This is a genomic window from Polymorphobacter multimanifer (assembly GCF_014205635.1).
Classification (GTDB): domain Bacteria; phylum Pseudomonadota; class Alphaproteobacteria; order Sphingomonadales; family Sphingomonadaceae; genus Sandarakinorhabdus; species Sandarakinorhabdus multimanifer.
Genome location: NZ_JACIIV010000007.1, coordinates 75,218 through 92,245 on the forward strand (window position 1 = coordinate 75,218; position 17,028 = coordinate 92,245).

Annotated in this window: 16 protein-coding genes and 1 tRNA gene; 9 read left to right on the forward strand and 8 right to left on the reverse strand. The window is 67.9% G+C overall.

Annotation, left to right across the window (positions count from 1 at the left end; genetic code table 11):
- Positions 1-64: 64 nt before the first annotated feature.
- The 3 genes from FHS79_RS05775 to FHS79_RS05785 all read left to right on the forward strand — a co-directional run bounded on the left by FHS79_RS05775 (position 65) and on the right by FHS79_RS05785 (position 1,974).
- On the forward strand, positions 65-622 hold the full coding sequence (locus FHS79_RS05775) for a beta-class carbonic anhydrase (RefSeq protein WP_184196748.1): 558 nt from the start codon (positions 65-67) through the stop codon (positions 620-622).
- A 79-nt stretch (positions 623-701) separates the two neighbouring features.
- Positions 702-875, forward strand: a complete 174-nt coding sequence (locus FHS79_RS05780) for a DUF1328 domain-containing protein (RefSeq protein WP_184196751.1) — start codon at positions 702-704, stop codon at positions 873-875.
- A 37-nt stretch (positions 876-912) separates the two neighbouring features.
- Entirely contained in the window at positions 913-1,974 is a 1,062-nt protein-coding gene (locus FHS79_RS05785) for an AI-2E family transporter (protein WP_184196754.1), read from the forward strand.
- Positions 1,975-1,977: 3 nt separating this feature from the next.
- Here the strand turns inward: FHS79_RS05785 and FHS79_RS05790 are convergent, their stop codons facing one another.
- A complete protein-coding gene (locus FHS79_RS05790; RefSeq protein ID WP_184196757.1) occupies positions 1,978-4,137 on the reverse strand; it encodes a primosomal protein N' in 2,160 nt (719 codons plus the stop codon).
- 57 nt (positions 4,138-4,194) lie between these two features.
- Here FHS79_RS05790 and purB point away from each other — a divergent pair, with 57 nt between their 5' ends.
- Positions 4,195-5,499: an adenylosuccinate lyase gene (gene purB / locus FHS79_RS05795; RefSeq protein ID WP_184196760.1), complete on the forward strand. Its 1,305-nt coding sequence runs from the start codon at positions 4,195-4,197 to the stop codon at positions 5,497-5,499.
- Positions 5,500-5,613: 114 nt separating this feature from the next.
- On the opposite strand, the gene FHS79_RS05800 is transcribed toward purB, so the two are convergent.
- A complete protein-coding gene (locus tag FHS79_RS05800; protein ID WP_184196763.1) occupies positions 5,614-7,107 on the reverse strand; it encodes a hypothetical protein in 1,494 nt (497 codons plus the stop codon).
- An 80-nt stretch (positions 7,108-7,187) separates the two neighbouring features.
- On the opposite strand from FHS79_RS05800, the gene FHS79_RS05805 reads away from it, so the two are divergent.
- From FHS79_RS05805 to FHS79_RS05820, 4 genes are all read left to right on the forward strand, one after another.
- Positions 7,188-7,802 carry a 2-hydroxychromene-2-carboxylate isomerase gene (locus FHS79_RS05805; protein WP_184196766.1) on the forward strand — a complete coding sequence of 205 codons (615 nt, stop codon included), beginning with the start codon at positions 7,188-7,190 and terminating at the stop codon, positions 7,800-7,802.
- Positions 7,799-9,748, forward strand: a complete 1,950-nt coding sequence (locus tag FHS79_RS05810; protein ID WP_184196769.1) for a patatin-like phospholipase domain-containing protein — start codon at positions 7,799-7,801, stop codon at positions 9,746-9,748. The genes FHS79_RS05805 and FHS79_RS05810 overlap by 4 nt, the downstream gene beginning before the upstream one ends.
- A gap of 54 nt (positions 9,749-9,802) precedes the next feature.
- Complete coding sequence (locus FHS79_RS05815) at positions 9,803-10,918, forward strand: helix-turn-helix domain-containing protein (RefSeq protein WP_184196773.1); 1,116 nt, start codon at positions 9,803-9,805, stop codon at positions 10,916-10,918.
- Positions 10,919-10,988: 70 nt separating this feature from the next.
- Positions 10,989-12,947 (forward strand): S41 family peptidase, encoded by a 1,959-nt coding sequence (locus FHS79_RS05820; protein ID WP_184196776.1) that lies wholly within the window; start codon positions 10,989-10,991, stop codon positions 12,945-12,947.
- Positions 12,948-12,956: 9 nt separating this feature from the next.
- Here FHS79_RS05820 and FHS79_RS05825 read toward each other — a convergent pair whose 3' ends face one another.
- From FHS79_RS05825 to FHS79_RS05850, 6 genes are all read right to left on the reverse strand, one after another.
- Complete coding sequence (locus FHS79_RS05825; protein WP_184196778.1) at positions 12,957-13,238, reverse strand: hypothetical protein; 282 nt, start codon at positions 13,236-13,238, stop codon at positions 12,957-12,959.
- Between the two features lie 127 nt (positions 13,239-13,365).
- On the reverse strand, positions 13,366-13,581 hold the full coding sequence (locus FHS79_RS05830) for a hypothetical protein (RefSeq protein ID WP_184196781.1): 216 nt from the start codon (positions 13,579-13,581) through the stop codon (positions 13,366-13,368).
- Positions 13,582-13,893: 312 nt separating this feature from the next.
- Positions 13,894-13,968 (reverse strand) — tRNA-Thr (locus tag FHS79_RS05835).
- A gap of 33 nt (positions 13,969-14,001) precedes the next feature.
- Complete coding sequence (locus FHS79_RS05840; protein ID WP_184196784.1) at positions 14,002-14,865, reverse strand: SIMPL domain-containing protein; 864 nt, start codon at positions 14,863-14,865, stop codon at positions 14,002-14,004.
- Positions 14,866-14,884: 19 nt separating this feature from the next.
- On the reverse strand, positions 14,885-15,967 hold the full coding sequence (locus tag FHS79_RS05845) for a succinylglutamate desuccinylase/aspartoacylase family protein (RefSeq protein ID WP_184196787.1): 1,083 nt from the start codon (positions 15,965-15,967) through the stop codon (positions 14,885-14,887).
- Positions 15,964-16,242, reverse strand: a complete 279-nt coding sequence (locus FHS79_RS05850; protein ID WP_184196790.1) for a BolA family protein — start codon at positions 16,240-16,242, stop codon at positions 15,964-15,966. Before FHS79_RS05850 ends, FHS79_RS05845 begins: the two co-directional genes overlap by 4 nt.
- A 79-nt stretch (positions 16,243-16,321) precedes the next feature.
- Here FHS79_RS05850 and FHS79_RS05855 point away from each other — a divergent pair, with 79 nt between their 5' ends.
- Positions 16,322-17,014, forward strand: coding sequence for a DnaJ domain-containing protein (locus FHS79_RS05855; protein WP_243452697.1), 693 nt, complete (start codon positions 16,322-16,324; stop codon positions 17,012-17,014).
- The last annotated feature ends 14 nt before the right edge of the window (positions 17,015-17,028 follow it).

Consider the following 17,028-nt stretch of genomic DNA (forward strand, 5'->3'; position numbering starts at 1 on the left):
AGAAAATCTATGTCGCGTCAGCCGTGAGGCTTTGCGAAGCTCTGCCCCCGAACAGGAGCCTCGCATGTCCACGCCGATCCGTGATGAAGTCAACGCCGCCAACACTGCCTATGCCGCCGATTTCGGGGACAAGGGCCGTCTCGCGCTGCCGCCGGTACGGGGGTTTGCCATCCTCACCTGCATGGATGCGCGGCTTGATCCGGCCAGATATGCCGGGCTGGCTGAAGGCGATGCGCATGTGATCCGCAACGCCGGCGGCCGCGCCAGCGACGATGCCATCCGCTCGCTCGTCATCTCGCACAAGCTGCTCGGCACCCGCGAATGGTTCGTGATCCATCACACCGATTGCGGGATGGAGCTTTTCGATGGCCCCACCATCAGCACCCTGCTCGAAACCAGCCGCGCCACAGCCAGTTTCGATGGGAAGGTCTGGACCAACACGCAAGACGAAGGCGGCTCGAAGGAAGGCTGGCATACCGCCTGGCTCACCTTCACCGATCTGGCGCAGAGCGTGCGCGACGATGTGCAACGCATCCGCAGCCATCCGCTCACTCCCGATGCCATTCCAGTGCACGGCTTCATCTATGATGTGAAGACCGGGCGGCTCATTCCGGTGGACTGAGGCGGACGCGGGAACCAAATGCCGCAGGCCGTGTTTCTGCAGCACAGGCTCCAGCCACAACCCACCAAAGGAATTTCCCGTGCTTCGCGCCGCTGTCATCTTTGCAATCATCGCCCTTGTGCTCGGCGTATTGGGCTTCGGCGCGGTCGCAGGCTTTGCGTGGGAGCTGGCAAAACTGCTTTTCTGGTTTGCACTGATTATCGCCGTGGCTCTATTCGTGCTCGGTATGACGATATACAAAAAGGTGAAGTAACCCGCTTTTCCTGTCGTCCACTTGCCCATGGATTTGCATGACCGAACCTGAAGCGGCACCGCCCGGCCGATCGCACATGATGGAACATACAGCCACGCGGACGATCATCGTGATTGCGGTGCTCGCCGTGGCATGGCTGCTCGTCGAGCTTTCCGTCTTTCTGCTCCTGGTTTTCGCAGCGCTTGTGCTCGCGGCAGTGTTTGACACGATTACCCGCGGGTTGATGCGGGTGTTGCCGATAACTCGCGGTCTTGCCCTGGCGTTGGCGGTGCTGCTGCTGCTTGCTGTTTTCGCTGGCACCTTCACCCTGTTCGGCACCCAGCTCGCCGACCAGTTCGAGACCATCACCGAAAGCATTCCGCCGGCGATTGCCCAGCTGCGCGATTTTCTCGATCGGATCGGTCTTGGGGAGCCTGCTCGGCAGCTTGTGGATGGAGGAACGCGCGACCTGTCGCGCTTTGCCGGTGATGCCGGCAGCTATTTGCTGAGCGCAGGCAATGGCATCGCCAATATCGTGCTCGTGCTGGTGGGCGCTATCTTCATCGCGGGTGATCCCGGCGCTTATCGCCGGGGTATGCTGCTGCTCATGCCCAAGCGCGCCGAGCCGGTGATGGACGCCGCCCTCGACGATGCAGCGCGAGGCTTGAGCGGCTGGATGGTCGGCCAGGCCGTGTCCTCGCTGGTGGTTGCGCTGTTCACCTGGGGCGGGCTGGCGCTGCTGGGCGTGCCTGCTTCGGGCGGGCTCGGCCTCATCGCCGGGTTGCTCGACGTGATTCCCATGGTCGGCCCGATCATCGCCGGGGTGCCCGCCGTGCTGCTTGCGTTCACCGTCTCCCCAGCCACCGCCTTGTGGACGCTGGGACTGTTCCTGCTTGTCCAGCAGCTGCAGGGCAATTTCCTGCAACCGATGATCCAGAAGCAGGCGGTGGATGTGCCACCGGCGGTGCTGCTTTTTGCCGTCGTTGCCGCCGGCGTGTTGTTCGGCTTCCTCGGCGTTCTGCTCGCCGCCCCGCTCACGGTCGTGGTGTTCGTGATGGTACAGCGCATCTATGTGCGCACCTTGCTCGGCAAGAAGATCACCATCGCCGGCGAGAAATAGCCTTCACATGAACGAATAAGGGTCGACATCGACCACCACGCGGACGCTGTTGCCCAGCGGTACGCGCACCAGCCAGTCGCGCAATATTGCGGAAAGCGGCACAGTGCGGCGGGCCGTGACAAGCAGCCGGAAGCGGTGGCGGCCGCGTAGCATGGCCAGCGGAGCGGGGGCGGGTCCGAGCACCTGCAGGCCCGTCCGCGCCGGCGCCGCCTCGGCGAGCGCCTGGGCCGCGGCGCGAGCTTCGGGCTCCTTCTCCGAGCTCACGATCAGGGCGGCAAGGCGCCCGAAGGGCGGCAGCGTCAAGTCCCTGCGGGTGGCGGTTTCATGGGCGTAGAAGGCAGCGGCGTCGCCGTGGATCAGCGCCTGCATCAGTCTCGCTTCGGGCTGGTGGGTCTGCAGCAGCACCCGCCCCGGCTTGGCGCTGCGCCCGGCGCGCCCCGCTACCTGGGCAATCTGCGCGAAGGTGCGTTCGCTGGCGCGCAGATCGCCGCCGGACAGCCCCAGATCGGCATCGATGACCCCCACCAGCGTCAACTCGGGGAAGTGAAAGCCCTTGGTCACCAGTTGGGTGCCGATGAGAATGTCGATCTCGCGTCCCTCCACCGCCGCAACAAGAGCAGCAGCACGGGCAGGGGATGTGATAGTATCCGACGTCACCAGAGCGATCCGCGCCGCCCCCCAGGTCGCCGCGACTTCCTCGGCAATTCGCTCGACGCCTGGCCCGCACGCGACCAGCGTGTCGGGCTCGCCGCAGCTCGGGCAGGCCGGCGGCACCGTCATCTCATGGCCGCAATGGTGGCACGCCAGCCGGCGGGTGAGGCGGTGCTCGACCATCCAGGCGGTGCAATTGGGGCAGTTGATCTTCTCGCCGCACGCCCGGCAGAGCGTAAGCGGCGCATAGCCGCGGCGGTTGAGGAACAGCAGCACCTGCTCGCCCCGCGCCAGGGTTTCGCTGATCGCCGCTGCCAGCGGCGGGGCAATCCAGCGGCCGCGAACCGGTGGGGTCTTGCGCAGGTCGACCGCCGAAATGTCGGGCATCGCCGCCCCGCCGAACCGCGCTGGCAGCAGCAGGTGGCGGTAGGTGCCCCGCTCGGCCTGCACCCGCGTTTCGATGGCGGGCGTGGCGCTCGCCAGCACCACGGTGGCGCCTTCGAACTGTGCCCGCATCACTGCGACGTCGCGGGCATGGTAGTGGACACCATCTTCCTGCTTGAAGCTCGTCTCATGCGCTTCGTCGACGATCGTCAGCCGCAGGTCCTTAAACGGCAGGAACAGCGCCGAGCGGGCCCCCACCACCAGTCGCGCCCGGCCATCGGCGATGGCGGCATAGGCGGCGCGGCGCTCGCTGGTCTTGAGGTCGGAATGCCACGCCACCGGCGGGCTGCCGAAGCGCGCCGCCAGCCGGGCGGTGAAAGCGGCGGTGAGCGCGATTTCCGGCAGCAGCACCAATGCCTGGCCTCCGGCCCTGAGGGCTGCGGCAATCGCCTCGGCATAGACTTCGGTCTTGCCCGATCCGGTGACGCCTTCGAGCAGAAATGGTGCAAAGCCACCCGCTGCCACCGCCTCGGTCAACGCCCGCGCTGCGTCGGCCTGCGCCGGTTCGAGGGCTGGCGGTGCGAAGTCCGGGTCGGGCGGGGCCGGCAGTTGCCCGGCGGGCACCGTCTCCGCCGCCAGCACGCCGACGTTCACCAGCCCGCGGATTACCGCTTCTGACACATCCGCCGCACGGGCGAGGTCGCGCACCGTGCCGGCCCGGCCCTCAAGCGCTGCCAGCGCCTTGCTGCGCTCGGGCGTCAGCCGCGGTGGCTGGGTGCCCGACAGCCGATACTCGACAATTTGGCGCTCGCCGAGTGCAGCCACCGAAGGCAGCACCATCCGCAGCACGCCGGCCAGTGACGCCAGATAATAGTCAGCCACCCAGTCGCAGAGCCGGCGCAGCGGCTCGGGCACAAGCGGCAGCGGCAGCACGCCCGCCACGGCGCGCAGACCCTTGCCGGTGAACGCCGGGCCCTCCAGCCCGTCCCACACCACGCCCATGATCTGGCGCGGCCCGAGCGGCACCAGCACCGCCTGGCCGGCTTCCAGCGACTGTCCCGCAGGCATGGCATAATCCAGCGGGCCGAGGCCCGCCTGCATCACCACCACTCGAACCTGCTCAGCCATGGCATGGCGATAGCCCTCGCGCTTGACCCGCTGCAAGCCAGCACTTACGCCCCGCCCATGATACCCCGCTATTCCCGCCCCGAAATGGTTGCTCTCTGGGAGCCGCAGACGCGCTTTCAGATCTGGTTCGAGATCGAGGCGCATGCCACCGATGCACTCGCCGAGCTTGGCGTGGTGCCCAAATCCGCGGCGCAAGCCATCTGGGCCAAGGGGGGCTTCGACATTGCCCGCATCGACGAGATCGAGCGCGAGACCAAGCATGATGTCATCGCCTTCCTCACCTCGGTTGCCGAGCATGTCGGCGAGCCGGCGCGGTTTCTCCACCAGGGGCTGACCAGCTCGGATGTGCTCGACACCTGCCTCGCGGTGCAGTTGGCCCGCGCCTCGGACATATTGCTTGCCGACATCGATGCGCTGCTAGCGGCGCTCAAGGTCCGTGCCTTCGAGCACAGGCACAGCGTGTGCATCGGCCGCAGCCATGGCATCCATGCCGAGCCGGTGACCTTCGGGCTGAAGATGGCGCAGGCCTATGCCGAATTCAGCCGCAACCGGGTCCGGCTGGTGGCGGCGCGGGCCGATATTGCCACCTGTGCGATTTCGGGGGCGGTCGGCACCTTCGCCAACATCGATCCGCGGGTCGAGGCGCATGTCGCGGCCAGGCTCGGGCTGACGGTGGAGCCGGTGAGCACGCAGGTGATTCCCCGCGATCGGCATGCAATGTTCTTCGCCACCTTGGGGGTCATCGCCTCGTCGGTCGAGCGGCTGGCGACCGAGATCCGGCATTTGCAGCGGACCGAAGTGCTGGAAGCGGAAGAATATTTCTCGCCCGGCCAGAAGGGCAGCAGTGCCATGCCGCACAAGCGCAACCCGGTGCTGACCGAGAACCTCACCGGCCTGGCGCGGCTGGTGCGGGGCATGGCGCTGCCGGCGATGGAGAATGTGGCGCTCTGGCATGAACGCGACATTTCGCACTCGAGCGTGGAGCGGATGATCGGCCCCGATGCCACCATCACCCTCGATTTTGCGCTGGCGCGGCTGACCGGGGTGATCGAGAAGCTGATCGTCTACCCCGAGCGGATGCTGAAGAATTTGAACAAGATGGGTGGCCTCATCCATTCGCAGCGGGTGCTGCTCGCCCTCACCCAGGCTGGCGCCAGCCGCGAGGATTCCTACAGGCTCGTCCAGCGCAACGCGATGAAGGTGTGGGAGTCGGACGGCGCCTTGCAGCTCCAGGCGCTGCTCGAAGCCGATCCGGACGTCACCGCGCATCTGCCGCCGGCCGCCATCGCCGGGAATTTCGACCTCGGCTATCATCTGAAGGCGGTGGACACGATCTTCGAGCGGGTGTTCGGGCCTGCCTGAAGTTTCCGAAGTTTACACGAAACGCAGTTTTTCGGGCAAGTTGTTTTCAGACCTTGTTGTTCGATTTCAAAGACTTAGCATGTCATAGCCGTGCGGGAGCGGCCCGCATCCGCATCAGCGCGGCGGGCTGACCGCCGGCGGCAGATCGCGGCCCATGGCGGTGAAGGCGGCGCGGACGTCCGGCCGCGCCTTCAGCGTGCGCAGGCCGGCGCGGTGGCGTTTGTCGATCGCACCTTCGCGGTCTTCGATGAGCAGGGGCTGGAGTTTCCAGAGCATGGCGGGGGCGCGACCAGGGTCCTTGAGTTGCGCCACGACGAGTGCCGCGGCGGCATCGTTGCGGCCAAGGCAGATGAGGGCGCCGAGCAGGGCTTCGGGGTTGGCGGGCTTTTCCCCGGCCAGCAGCGGGGCGGCGGCGGCCTCGGCGTCGGCAGTGCGGCCGAGCTGGGCCAGGGCGCAGCTGCGCGTCATGGCGATGAACAGCCGGCCATAGGGGGAGGCGGCCTCGGCCTTGGTATCGGCGAAATCGGCGGCAGTGAGGGCGGCCTGGGGGCGATCGAGCTCGACGGCGAACAGGCCCCAGTTGATGATCTGGGCAATGAGGCCGCCACGGCCTTCCATGCGCGATCTGGCGAGGCTCTCGTAGCGGGCGAGCGCTTCGTCATCCCGCCCGAGATGGCCCAGCAGCCGGGCTTCGAGATCGACGAGCCAGAGATCCTCTTCCGGCAGCGCATCGAGCGCGGCGGGATCGGGGGCGGCGCCGGCGGCGACCACCAGCGCATCGGCCTCGCGCGCGGCGTTGTTGAGGGCGCTGGCATAGGCGAGGCGGGCGGCGCCATCGGCGGGATCAGCATCGAAGCGGGCTTTCGTGCGCGCCACTTCGGCATTGCTGGCGGTGCGCGCGCCCGGCCCGAGGCGGGCTTCGATGGCCGGCCAGAGCGGGGTGAAGCGGCGGTCGATCGCCATGGTGAGGAGTGCCGAGGCTTTCTGGATGCGCGCCAGCAGCGCTGTCGCCTCCTCGGTGCGTTGTTGCGCGAGCAGGCCGGGGATGGCGCCTTCGATCAGGCCATCGACGGTGCCTTCGCTGGCGGTCCCCTGCAGCCAGCCGGCGTTGATGAGGGTGAGATCGAGATCGAAAACGCGGGATGGGTCCTGGCCCAGGTTGGTCCGCAGCCGATAGACCATTTCCGGCGTGACGAGCTCGAGCGCCTTGGGGTCGGTGGCGGCAAGCAGCACGAGCGTCTCGGCCGCCGGCACATGCTTGTCGGTGAACAGCTGCAGCTTGAACAGCGTGGAGAGCACCGCGACATTGGGCGCCGGATCGGTGGAGACGGCGAACTCGATGGCGGTGCGCGCCTCCTCCAACCGGTTGAGCCGGGCGAGCAGAAAGCCGCGCAACTGCTCGATGCGGCCGCGCTCGGCAGGCAGGCTCGTGCGGGCAAGCGCGGCATCGAGGCCGGCGAGGGCTTCGGCCTCGCGGTTCTCGTTCATCAGCACCAGGCCCTGCTGGATGGCGGCCTGCACGGGCTCGCCGATATCGAGCGGTTGCGCTGCAAGCGGGGCGGTGGCGAGCAGGAGGGCGAGTGCGAGGGAGGGGGCAAGGATACGCATGCCCGCAACATGACGGCAGCGGCAGGGGCTGGCAATGGCATGCATGTCGCGGCAAGCTTGCGGCAAAAGGAGCGAATGCCATGGCGCGGGTCGAGTTCTTCTTCGATTGTTCGAGTCCCTGGACCTATCTGGGGTTCGACGGGCTGGTGAAGGCGCGGGCGCAGGACCGCTTCGAGATCGACTGGCGGCCTTTCCTGGTGGGGGGCGTGTTCAACACGGTCAACAAATCGGTCTATGAGGCGCGTGCTGCCGAGGCGAACCCCAAGACGCTGTATTTCTGGAAGGATCTGCACGACTGGATCCGGCGATCGGGGCTGGCGATCAAGTGGCGGCCGAGCATCTTCCCGATCAATTCGGCGCGGGCGATGCGCTGCGCGCTGCTCGCCGACGATGCGGGGGTGTGCGAGGCATATGCGCGGCGGGCGTTCGAGCTTTACTGGGGGGAAGACCGTGACATCGCCGATCCGGCGGTGCTGGCGGAGGCGTGTGCGGCAGCGGGGCTCGATCCGGCGGCGACGCTCGCGGCGGCGGACAGCCCTGAATTGAAGGCGCGGCTGCGGGCGAACACCGACGAGATCATCGCGCGCGGCGGCTTCGGCACGCCGACCTTTTATGTGGGCGACGACATGTACTTCGGGCAGGACCGGCTGGTGCTGGTGCGCGAGGCTTTGAAAGGAGCCGGGGCACGCGCATGAAGCCCGCCGAGCTGCCGCCCTGCGATGTGGTGCTGCGCGGCGGGATCACTTCGGGGCTGGTGTATCCAGGTGCGCTGGTGGTGCTGGCGGCGCGCTGGCAGTTTCGCAACATCGGCGGTGCCTCGGCGGGAGCGATCGGCGCCGGGCTGCTGGCGGCGGCGGAATATGGCCGGCGCAGCGGCACCAATGCCCAGGCGTTCGCCGAGGTGGCGGGCATTCCGGCCGAGCTCGGGGCGCGCCGGCAATATTGGCAGCCGACACGGCTGCAGCGCTTGTTCCAGCCATCGCCGGCGCTGGCGCCGGCGATGGCGCTGGTGTGGACGCTGCTGCGCGCCCGGGCGAAGCGGCGGAGTGCGGTGCTCGATCTGCTTGCCAGCGCCTGGCCGGGGCTGGTGACGGCGGCCGGGCTTGCGGCGCTGGCGGCGGTGGCGCTTGGAGTCCAGCGGGCGGGGGACGGCTGGTTGTGGCTGGCGGGGCTGCTGGTGTTCGGCGGCGCGCTGGCGGCATGGCTGGCGCTGCTGCTGAGCCGCTGGCATTTCGATCTGGTACGGCTGGGGATGGGGCTGTGCCCCGGCAGCATGGCGGGGTGGGACGCTGCGACGCCGCTCGACACGCTGCGCAGCGAAGGGGCGTTTGCGGACTGGATGCATGCGGTGATTCAGAGCCTTGCCGGCCGCGCGGCGGATGCGCCGCTGACGATGCGCGACCTTTGGCGGGCGGACCGGCTCGAAGCAGACGGGGGATACCCGGAAGATGCGAGCGAGTGGGACGCCGGGCGCGACATCGACCTGCTGCTCACTACCACCAATGTCTCGCAGCGGCTGCCGGTGAGCTTTCCGTTTCTGGAGGCTTCGGGGACGACCCTGTATTTCCGAGAGGACGATCTGCGGCGCGTGCTGCCGGCGGCGGTGGTGGCGCATCTGGTGGCCGCTTCCGACCCGCGCTTCGCGCTGGCGAAGGATGGTGAGACCTTCCACCGCCTGCCCTACCCGCCCGACCTGCCGGTGGTGCTGGGGTTGCGGCTGTCGCTCAGCTTTCCGCTGCTCATATCGGCGGTGCGGCTGTGGGTGACGCAGGGGTGGCGGCCCGGCAATGCCGGATCGCGCGCCAATGCGCTGGCGCAGCTGAAGCCGATCTGGTTTTCCGATGGCGGGATCACCTCCAATTTTCCGGTGTCGAGCTTCGATGCGCTGCTGCCGAGCCGGCCGACCTTCTGCATCAACCTCGCCGACATGGACGAGCGCGACCAGCGCCTGGGAAAGGTGCCGATCGTTCGGATGACACGGGGCAATGCCGACGGGATCATGGTGCCGCACGGGGCGAGGGTGGACCGCAGCCTCGCGGGCTTTCTGGGCGCGATGGTCGAATCGGCGCGCAACGGCCGCGAGAACGAGCTGGCAGCGATGGCGGGGCAGCGCGACCGGATCGTTACGATCTTGCTCGATCCGACGAGCCAGGGCGGGCTCAACCTCGACATGGATGGCGACACGATTGCAGCACTCGACAAGGCGGGGCGCGAGGCGGGGGCAGAGCTGAACGCGCGTTTTGCACCCGGCGGCAAGGCATGGCGGAACCATCGCTGGCTGCGGTTGCGCACCTCGCTGGCGGCGATCGAGACCGCAGCGCTGCAGTTCGGCCGGAATGCGCGCAAGGTCGACGCCGGGGGTGCGAGCTATGCGCTGCACGAGCTGCGCTACAGCCTGGAAGACGTGCCTTCCTATGGCTTTGGCAAGGCGCATCATGACCGCGCCTTGCATTGGGCGAAGCGGCTGGCGTCGGGGGCCATGCTGCTCGAAGCGGCGCGGGAGGCGCCGCCGGGGCCGACGCTGTTCGGCGGCACCCGGCCGCAGATGTCGCACTCGCCCACGCCCGACAAGGGGGCACCGCGCCCCGGCGCCACGCTGGTGCTGCAGCCGAACCGGGGGCGCGATCCGCGCAAGGGCTGATGCGGCAGAGCATCGCGGTTCCCAAAGCCGCGGCACTCGGGCAGGAGCGCCGGCATGATCCGCTTCGGCCCGATGAGCATCACGCTGCTGCTGTGCGCGGGCCAGGGGATCGTGCTGGCGGGGCTGCTGCTGCGAGCACGGCGCAACCGGGCGGCCAACCGCTGGCTGGCGTTGCTGATCCTGGCGGTGGCGGCGCTGATCACGCCGTTCATCATCGGCTATGCGGGGTTCTACGATCGGTGGCCGCGGCTGAGCTTTGCGCCCTTCTCCCTCACGCTGGCGTTCGGGCCCCTGGTGTATCTCTACACGCTGAGCCTGGTCGATGCGCCGCCGGCGCGGGTGTGGCCGCACTTCATGCCGGTGCTGGTGCAGTTTCTGGCGGATGCGCTGGTCTTTCCCTTTCCGTTGGAGACCAAGAACTGGTGGAACACGGTGGCGCATTCGCCGCTGATCTCGCCGGTGTTCGAAGCGGGCACGATCGTCAGCCTCGGGCTTTACGGGCTTGCGGCGTGGCGGCGGTATCGGGGGTATCGGCGCTGGCTGGATGACAACCGCACCGATGGCGTGGACGTCGATCCGAGCTGGATCCGGAATTTCCTGATCGCGCTCATGGTGGTGGCGGTGATCTGGCTCGGCTTCATCATCGCCAAGCGGATCGATCCCGGCCGGGACTATTTCGACCAGTTCCTGCTGTATGTGACCTTCTCGGCACTGGTGCTCTATCTGGGGATTGCCGGGTGGCGGCATGCCGAGACGGCGTTTCCGCACGTCTCGCGTGCGAGGGTGCCGGAGGTGGCGGCGGGGGTGGAAAAGGGTCGTGATTGGGTCGTGCAGGGGCAGGAATGGGTGCGAATGATCGATTCCGGGGCGCATTGGCGCAATCCGGAGTTGACGCTGGCGGTGCTGGCACGGGCGCTGGGGACGAACACCGCCTATCTCTCCCGCGCATTGGGGGCGGCCAGTGGCGAGAATTTCAACACGCTGATCAACCGGCGACGCGTGGCGGAGGTGCAGCGGCTGCTGGCGGCCGGGGATGCGCGGGACCTGATGGCGCTGGCGTTCGAGGCGGGGTTCAACTCCAAGGCGAGCTTCAACCGCGCCTTTGCCGATCTGGCGGGGATGAGCCCGAGCGCCTGGCGGCTCAAATCGCGAAAATCGCCTGCCATCTGAGCTTGTGAGGCGCTTGGGCGGGTGGGTTTCGGCAGATCGGAAGGGTCAACCCCGACCGGAGCCTTGCCCGATGCGACACCTGTTCCTTGCTGCTGCCGTGATCGTCACCGTCCCTGCGCACGCTGCCTATTCGCCGCGAGTCATTGCCGCCGAAGATGCCAGCCGGGATGTGGCGCTGCTGCGGCGCGCGCTGGAGACGGTGCATCCCGGGCTGTATCGCTACACCCCCAGGGCGGGGATCGATGCAGCGTTCGCGCGGCTGGAGGCGGCGGCGGCGAAGCCGATTACCGAGCTGGCGCTGCACGGCGAGGTGGCGCGGATGCTTGCCACGATCCACTGCGACCACACCAAGGCCGAGATGTCCGACGCACTGACGCGGTATCGCGAGACCGAGCCGACGCACCTGCCGCTGCGCTTCCAGCTGATCGAGGGGCGGATGATCGTGGTGTCGAACGATGCGCAGGTGGGCGCACCGCCGCCGGGCAGCGAAATTCTGACGATCAACGGCATGACGGTGCCGGCGCTGCTGCTCAAGCTGGCGCCGCTGGTGGCCTATGATGGCAGCACCGACCAGGCGATTGCCGCCAAGCTTGCCGATGATGGCGACCTGATGGGCGATGACTTCAACGAGAATTGGCCCGCACTGTTCGGCTTTGCCGATGCCTGGACGATCGACTGGAAGCCGGTGGGCGCGCTGAAGGCGACGACATCGACGCTGCGGCCGGCGACGTTTGCCGCCTGGACCGGTCTCAAGGGTCCGGGTGCCAGATATCGCAGTGAATTCTACAACAGCGTGACGTGGCGGCTGAGCGGCAAGGTGGCGCGGTTGCAGGTCGATACGTTCGTGAATTATCGCAACCCGGTACAGGCGACCGCCTATCTCGGCGGGTTTTTCGAGGCCATGGCGGCGGCCGGCACCGAGCATCTGATTCTCGACTTGCGCAACAATGGCGGCGGCTCCGAGGATGTGTCGGTGGCGCTTGGGCGCTATCTGATGGCCAAGCCGTTCCTGTGGTCGAAGCCGGTGCGATACAAGGCGGTGCGCTATGGCGACCTGCCGCAGTATTTCGAGACCTGGGGAGACCGTGCGGCGCGCTTCGAGCCGCCCATGGCGCTGTTCGCACAGACTCCCGAGGGGTGGTTCGACCGGATTCCGGTGGCGCGCGGGGCGGAGACGACCGACGAGGACTCGACAATGCCGCAGCAGCCGGTGGCCAAGGGTGGTTTTCGCGGCCGGCTGACGATCCTTTCAGGGGCGCGCAACGGCTCGGGCGCCACCCGCACCATAGCGCAGCTGAAGGAAAAGGCGGGGGCGATGATTGTCGGCGAGGACAGTGCGGGGAGTGCCGAAGGGCCGACGTCGGGCGCCATCTTCCTGCTCAGGCTGCCGGCGAGCGGGATGAAGGTGCGGATTCCCGAAGCCTGGAACCGCACCGACATCGCACAATTTGTGCCCGGCAAGGGGGTGGCGGTCGATGTGCTGGTGGTGCCGACACTCGCCGATTTTGCTGGGGGACGCGACCGGGCGGTGGAGGTGGCGCGCGGGGCTTCGCCGGCGGTGGTGGATGTGGCGGGGTTGGCGGCCAAGGCGCTTGCGGGGCGCTGGACGGGGACGCTCGATTATCGCGATTATGGGAATGACAGCCGCACCACGCTGCCGGCGATGATGGCGAGCGATGGCCGGTCGCTCGACTGGACCTATGACGATGGCCCCGGCAAGATCGTGCGATCGGCCGACCGCTGGACGTTTGCAGCCGATGGCCGAACGCTTGGCATTGGCGGGAGAGGCAGCGGCGGCGGCGGCGAGCCCGAGATGTGGCACGTGGTCGAGGCACGTACGGCGAGCGACGGCGGTGTGACCCTGGTGTTCGACGGGGAGGTTCTGGAAAATGGACGGAAGGTGATTGCGCGCAAGATCCTGACGCGCAACCAGGCGACGTTGCGGATCACCAAGATGACGCGGGTGGCGGGCGAACCGTTCGTGATGCGGCAAAGCCATGAGTTGCGCGCAGCCCCTGCGGCGGACTGAGCGAAAGCTTTACTGGATCGGCCGGATGTCGACGCCGCCGGCGGCTTCGAAGGCGGCGCGGGCGGCGGCGGCATCGATGGCATTGTCGTGGATGGCCACGCGCACGGCTTCGACCGGCGGCATGGCGGTTGGGTGGTGCGGCTCGGTGCCGGCGTCGGTGGCGTTGCCGGGGCGCGCGCCTTCGGGACTGGCGATGACGAGGTTGGGGGTGGCGCCCATGTCGGTGATGAAGACGTCCATCACCCGCCGTGCGGCATCGGAATCCTCGAAACGGGCGGACAGCATGGCCATTGTGGTTCTCCCTTTCGAGGGCAACGCATCAGCAGGGTGCGGAGTTCCCGGCGCGCGCCGGCGTGGCCGTCATGAAAAAAGGGCCGGCCCTGCGGGCCGACCCTTTCTGCAGTCTTCCCGTGCGAAATCAGCGCGGGGTCACGTCCGGTGTCGTTCCGGCGCCATCGGTCGGAGGCGTAGGGCTCGTCGGGGGCGTCGGCGGTGTGGGAGCGGTGGTGTCTTCTGCCGGCGCCTGCTGCTCGGTGGGGGCTGGCGGGGTGGGCTGCTCGGGGGGGACCGGCTGGAAGGCCAGCGCGGGAGCGGCAAACATGGCGGCAATGGCCGCAACAGTGATCGAACGCATCTTGTTTCTCCAATCTGTTTCGGCAGGAAATCTGCCCCTCGGGACCACACCTGTCATGCGGCCCGTCAGATCACCTAACTGCCAAAATTCAGATTTGCCTGAACCCCGGATAAACGACCGGTCAAGGTGAGCCAAAATTGCCATGAATTGTTTTTTCGCGATGATTTCACCGCTGATGACGAACGAAATTGCTATTCCTGCCGATTCCTGACTGTTTGTTCAGCTTCGCAAGACATAGCGACATTCCTGCAGGCGTTTGACTGGAACGCGCCCTGCGAGCGCGGGCGCTGCGAGCCGGATATGCGCGGGGAATGGTGCCGGATGAGGGGATTGAACCCCCGACCTTCGGTTTACAAAACCGCTGCTCTACCGCTGAGCTAATCCGGCCTGGATGAGGCCTGCCCTAAAAGGCAATGCCGATCAGGGCAAGAGCGCAAACACCACACAGGCATCGTCCTCGAGCGCCTCGAACGGCGGCTGGAGGCTGACCTGCACGGCGGGTTCTCCGGCCACGCGTCTGCCGGTGACCATGATCGACTGCGGCGCGGGCGGGGGCGGCGGCGGGGGTGCTGCATATTCCACATCGGTGCGCGCTTCGGCACGGCCATAGCTCGGCCAGCCGGCGAGCACATCGGTGCGGCAGGCGCGGCCGGTGGGGTCGATGACCTTGACCGGACCCATCCGGCTGCCCGTCGCTTCGGCCGCGGCGCGGGCGCGGCGGGTGGCGTCCTTCACCGCCTCCACCTGCAGGAAAGTCTTGGCGGCATTGTCGGGCTCGAGATTGAAGCGAACAGGGTCGATCGCCTGCGGCCTGGCGGCGACCACGGCGGCATAGGCGGATTCGAGCGCTGCGAGATCACGCACTTCGAGCAGAATGCTGGCCTGGACTTCATAGCGCTCGATCTTGTCGGCGCGGTCGTTGGTCTGGAGGTTGCCCTCCTTGTCCTTGTATTGCTCGTAGAGCGGCGTGGTGCGGAAGGTCGTTGCGATGCGCACCCGGTCGGCGCCCTGGCTGCGCAGGACGGCGTCGATCTCGCGCACCTTTGCCGCTGCCGCTGCAAGGGCGGCGTCCGACGTGCGCTCGACGGCGCTGAACCGGGCACCGAACTGTGCGCGGTTGGCGGGAAGCTCGGTGCGCACCATGCCGATCGAGGCGATGATCGGCTCGCGCATCCACCACGGCGCGGGCACATAGCGCGCGCCGAGCTCGGCGGGGGGTACCTGTGCCAAGGCGGGGGTGGCCAGCAGCGCAAGGGCCGCAAGGGCAGCAAGACGGGTGGTCATCGGCAGGTCTCCGGGCAGGTCAGGGGCAACCGAACGCACAGGCGGGATCGTCCTTCATGTGGATGATCCGCACGATCATGCCGCCGCGCTCGCGGCGCGGATCGGTGAAGGCAGCGGCGATGGTGCCGGCTTCGGGCGCCATCAGCATGTCGGTGGTGCGGCCGAAGGCATCGGCCATCGTTGCCACCATCTGGCCCTTCTCGACCTTCGATCCGAGCGGCGTGACGAGCGTTGCCCAGCCGCCGCGCGGCGCCCGCACCGCCGCCAGCGCGTTGCCGACCACCATCGTCGGCGGCGGCTCGGCCACCGGGCCCGGCAGCATCTTCTGCTCGCGCATCAGGTTGAGGAGGCCATCGACTCCGCGCTTGACCAGCACCGCGTCGAAGCGCTCGGGCATGCCGAGCTCGAGCGTCACCGCCGGAACGCCGTCGTCGGTCAGCGTGTTCTCGACCGTGCCCTTGTCGCCGCGATCGAGCTTGATGACATCGGGGGCGAGCAGCTCGGCCATCCGCTTCGTCCGCGCCGTGGAGGCAAAGGCGTACATCACATAGGCGGTGCCGCGCGACTGGGTGTGGAGATCGACCGCGAGATCGGCATTGGGGCGCAGCAGCTTCTGCCACAGGAGCGCGGCGTGATGATCGACATGGCCGCCGTCGACCTTGCCCGGCATGGCGCGGTTGAGGTTGGCGGCAGAGCGGCTGTCGTTGGCGGCGAATTCGCGGGCGTTCTGCAGCAACCCCGGCGGATTGAGGCCCGGGACCGCGACCAGCGTGCCCGAAAGCGCTGCCCGATCGAGCCCCGCGACCAGCTTGTGGATGACGTCGATGCCGTTCAGTTCGTCGCCATGGATGCCCGCCGTCAGCAGCAGCCGCGGGCCGGGGCGGGCGCCCTTGACCACGATGACCGGCACCAGCCAGCGCTGGCCGGTCGCGGTCTCGCCGGCGCGAAACCAGTAGCGCGTCGTCTGCCCCGAAGGTGCATCGGCTGCATCGAGCGCATCGATGACGGCGATGCCATCGAGGGCGCCCACCGGCTGTGTCTGAGCGGCGATCGGCTGGGCCAGCAGCAGCGCCGCCGCCGCGCCCCCGACAAGGCGGATCATGCTTCGCCTGGCACGCTGGCGATGATGCGCAGCGCATGGATGCGGTCTGGCGCGATCAGCTCGCCAAGCGCTGCATAGACGGCGCGCTGGCGGGCGACGCGGCTCATGCCGGCAAAGGCTGCAGCACTGATGGTGACGGTGAAGTGCGATTCGGCACCGTCGCCGCGGTGCCCGGCATGGCCGCGGTGCTGGTGGCTGTCATCGGTCACGTCGAGCGCCGCCGGTGCGAGGGCGGCGGTGAGGCGGGATGCGATTTCGGTGGCGAGCGGGCCCATGGTGTCTCCTGTCGAGACCGCAATAGCCGCGCGCGGGAGCAAAGGACATGGTTTTTGGCGTGGTGATTGTGCGCGCGCGATGCCGATCGGGCGGATTCGCCCGGCTATGGCGTTGTGCGGCATCCATGCCCATATCGGCGGCCCGCCCGCTGCTGTTACGGCGGACATGGAAGGATCTGCGGCGATTACCAGCACGGGCAACAGCGGCCACAGTCGGTGGCATGGGCGGGTGGAACAGCCGGCACCGCCGGCGTGCTCGCATCCCGGCTGCGCGCTGCCGGGGGAATTTCGAGCGCCGCTCTCCAACCGCATGCCGGGGGACCGCGGCGGCTGGCAATGGTTCTGCCTCGAGCATGTGCGCGCCTTCAACGCCCGCTACAATTTCTTCGACGGGCTGAGCCCGGACGAGATCCACACCGCGCAATCGCCGCTTGCCGGCTGGGAGCGGGTGGTGAACGAGGCCGGGCGCGAGGCCTTTCACTTCGGCGATGCGCATGGGGTGTTCGAGGAGGCGCGGCCTGCGTCACGCCCGGGCGCGCGGCCCGCAGCCAGCCGCCGCTGGCCCGAGGCCGGGGATGCGCGCGCGCTGGGGACGCTCGGACTCGACGACGCCGCAACCGGGGCGGATGTGCGGCGCATCTACAAGGCGCTGGTCCGCCGCTACCACCCCGACAGCAATGGCGGCGACAGGTCACACGAAGGAAAGTTGCAGGCCGTCGTTTCAGCCTATACGCATCTGCGCGCACAACCGCGTTTCAAGACGGAGCTTTGAAGTCCAGTGGCCAC

Excerpts from the sequence above, each read along its gene's own strand:
- FHS79_RS05775 (WP_184196748.1), top strand. The coding sequence starts at position 65 with ATGTCCACGCCGATCCGTGATGAAGTCAACGCCGCCAACACTGCCTAT.
- FHS79_RS05785 (WP_184196754.1), top strand. The coding sequence starts at position 913 with ATGACCGAACCTGAAGCGGCACCGCCCGGCCGATCGCACATGATGGAA.
- FHS79_RS05790 (WP_184196757.1), bottom strand. The coding sequence starts at position 4,137 with ATGGCTGAGCAGGTTCGAGTGGTGGTGATGCAGGCGGGCCTCGGCCCG.
- purB (WP_184196760.1), top strand. The coding sequence starts at position 4,195 with ATGATACCCCGCTATTCCCGCCCCGAAATGGTTGCTCTCTGGGAGCCG.
- FHS79_RS05800 (WP_184196763.1), bottom strand. The coding sequence starts at position 7,107 with ATGCGTATCCTTGCCCCCTCCCTCGCACTCGCCCTCCTGCTCGCCACC.
- FHS79_RS05805 (WP_184196766.1), top strand. The coding sequence starts at position 7,188 with ATGGCGCGGGTCGAGTTCTTCTTCGATTGTTCGAGTCCCTGGACCTAT.
- FHS79_RS05810 (WP_184196769.1), top strand. The coding sequence starts at position 7,799 with ATGAAGCCCGCCGAGCTGCCGCCCTGCGATGTGGTGCTGCGCGGCGGG.
- FHS79_RS05815 (WP_184196773.1), top strand. The coding sequence starts at position 9,803 with ATGATCCGCTTCGGCCCGATGAGCATCACGCTGCTGCTGTGCGCGGGC.
- FHS79_RS05820 (WP_184196776.1), top strand. The coding sequence starts at position 10,989 with ATGCGACACCTGTTCCTTGCTGCTGCCGTGATCGTCACCGTCCCTGCG.
- FHS79_RS05825 (WP_184196778.1), bottom strand. The coding sequence starts at position 13,238 with ATGGCCATGCTGTCCGCCCGTTTCGAGGATTCCGATGCCGCACGGCGG.
- FHS79_RS05830 (WP_184196781.1), bottom strand. The coding sequence starts at position 13,581 with ATGCGTTCGATCACTGTTGCGGCCATTGCCGCCATGTTTGCCGCTCCC.
- FHS79_RS05840 (WP_184196784.1), bottom strand. The coding sequence starts at position 14,865 with ATGACCACCCGTCTTGCTGCCCTTGCGGCCCTTGCGCTGCTGGCCACC.
- FHS79_RS05845 (WP_184196787.1), bottom strand. The coding sequence starts at position 15,967 with ATGATCCGCCTTGTCGGGGGCGCGGCGGCGGCGCTGCTGCTGGCCCAG.
- FHS79_RS05850 (WP_184196790.1), bottom strand. The coding sequence starts at position 16,242 with ATGGGCCCGCTCGCCACCGAAATCGCATCCCGCCTCACCGCCGCCCTC.
- FHS79_RS05855 (WP_243452697.1), top strand. The coding sequence starts at position 16,322 with ATGCCGATCGGGCGGATTCGCCCGGCTATGGCGTTGTGCGGCATCCAT.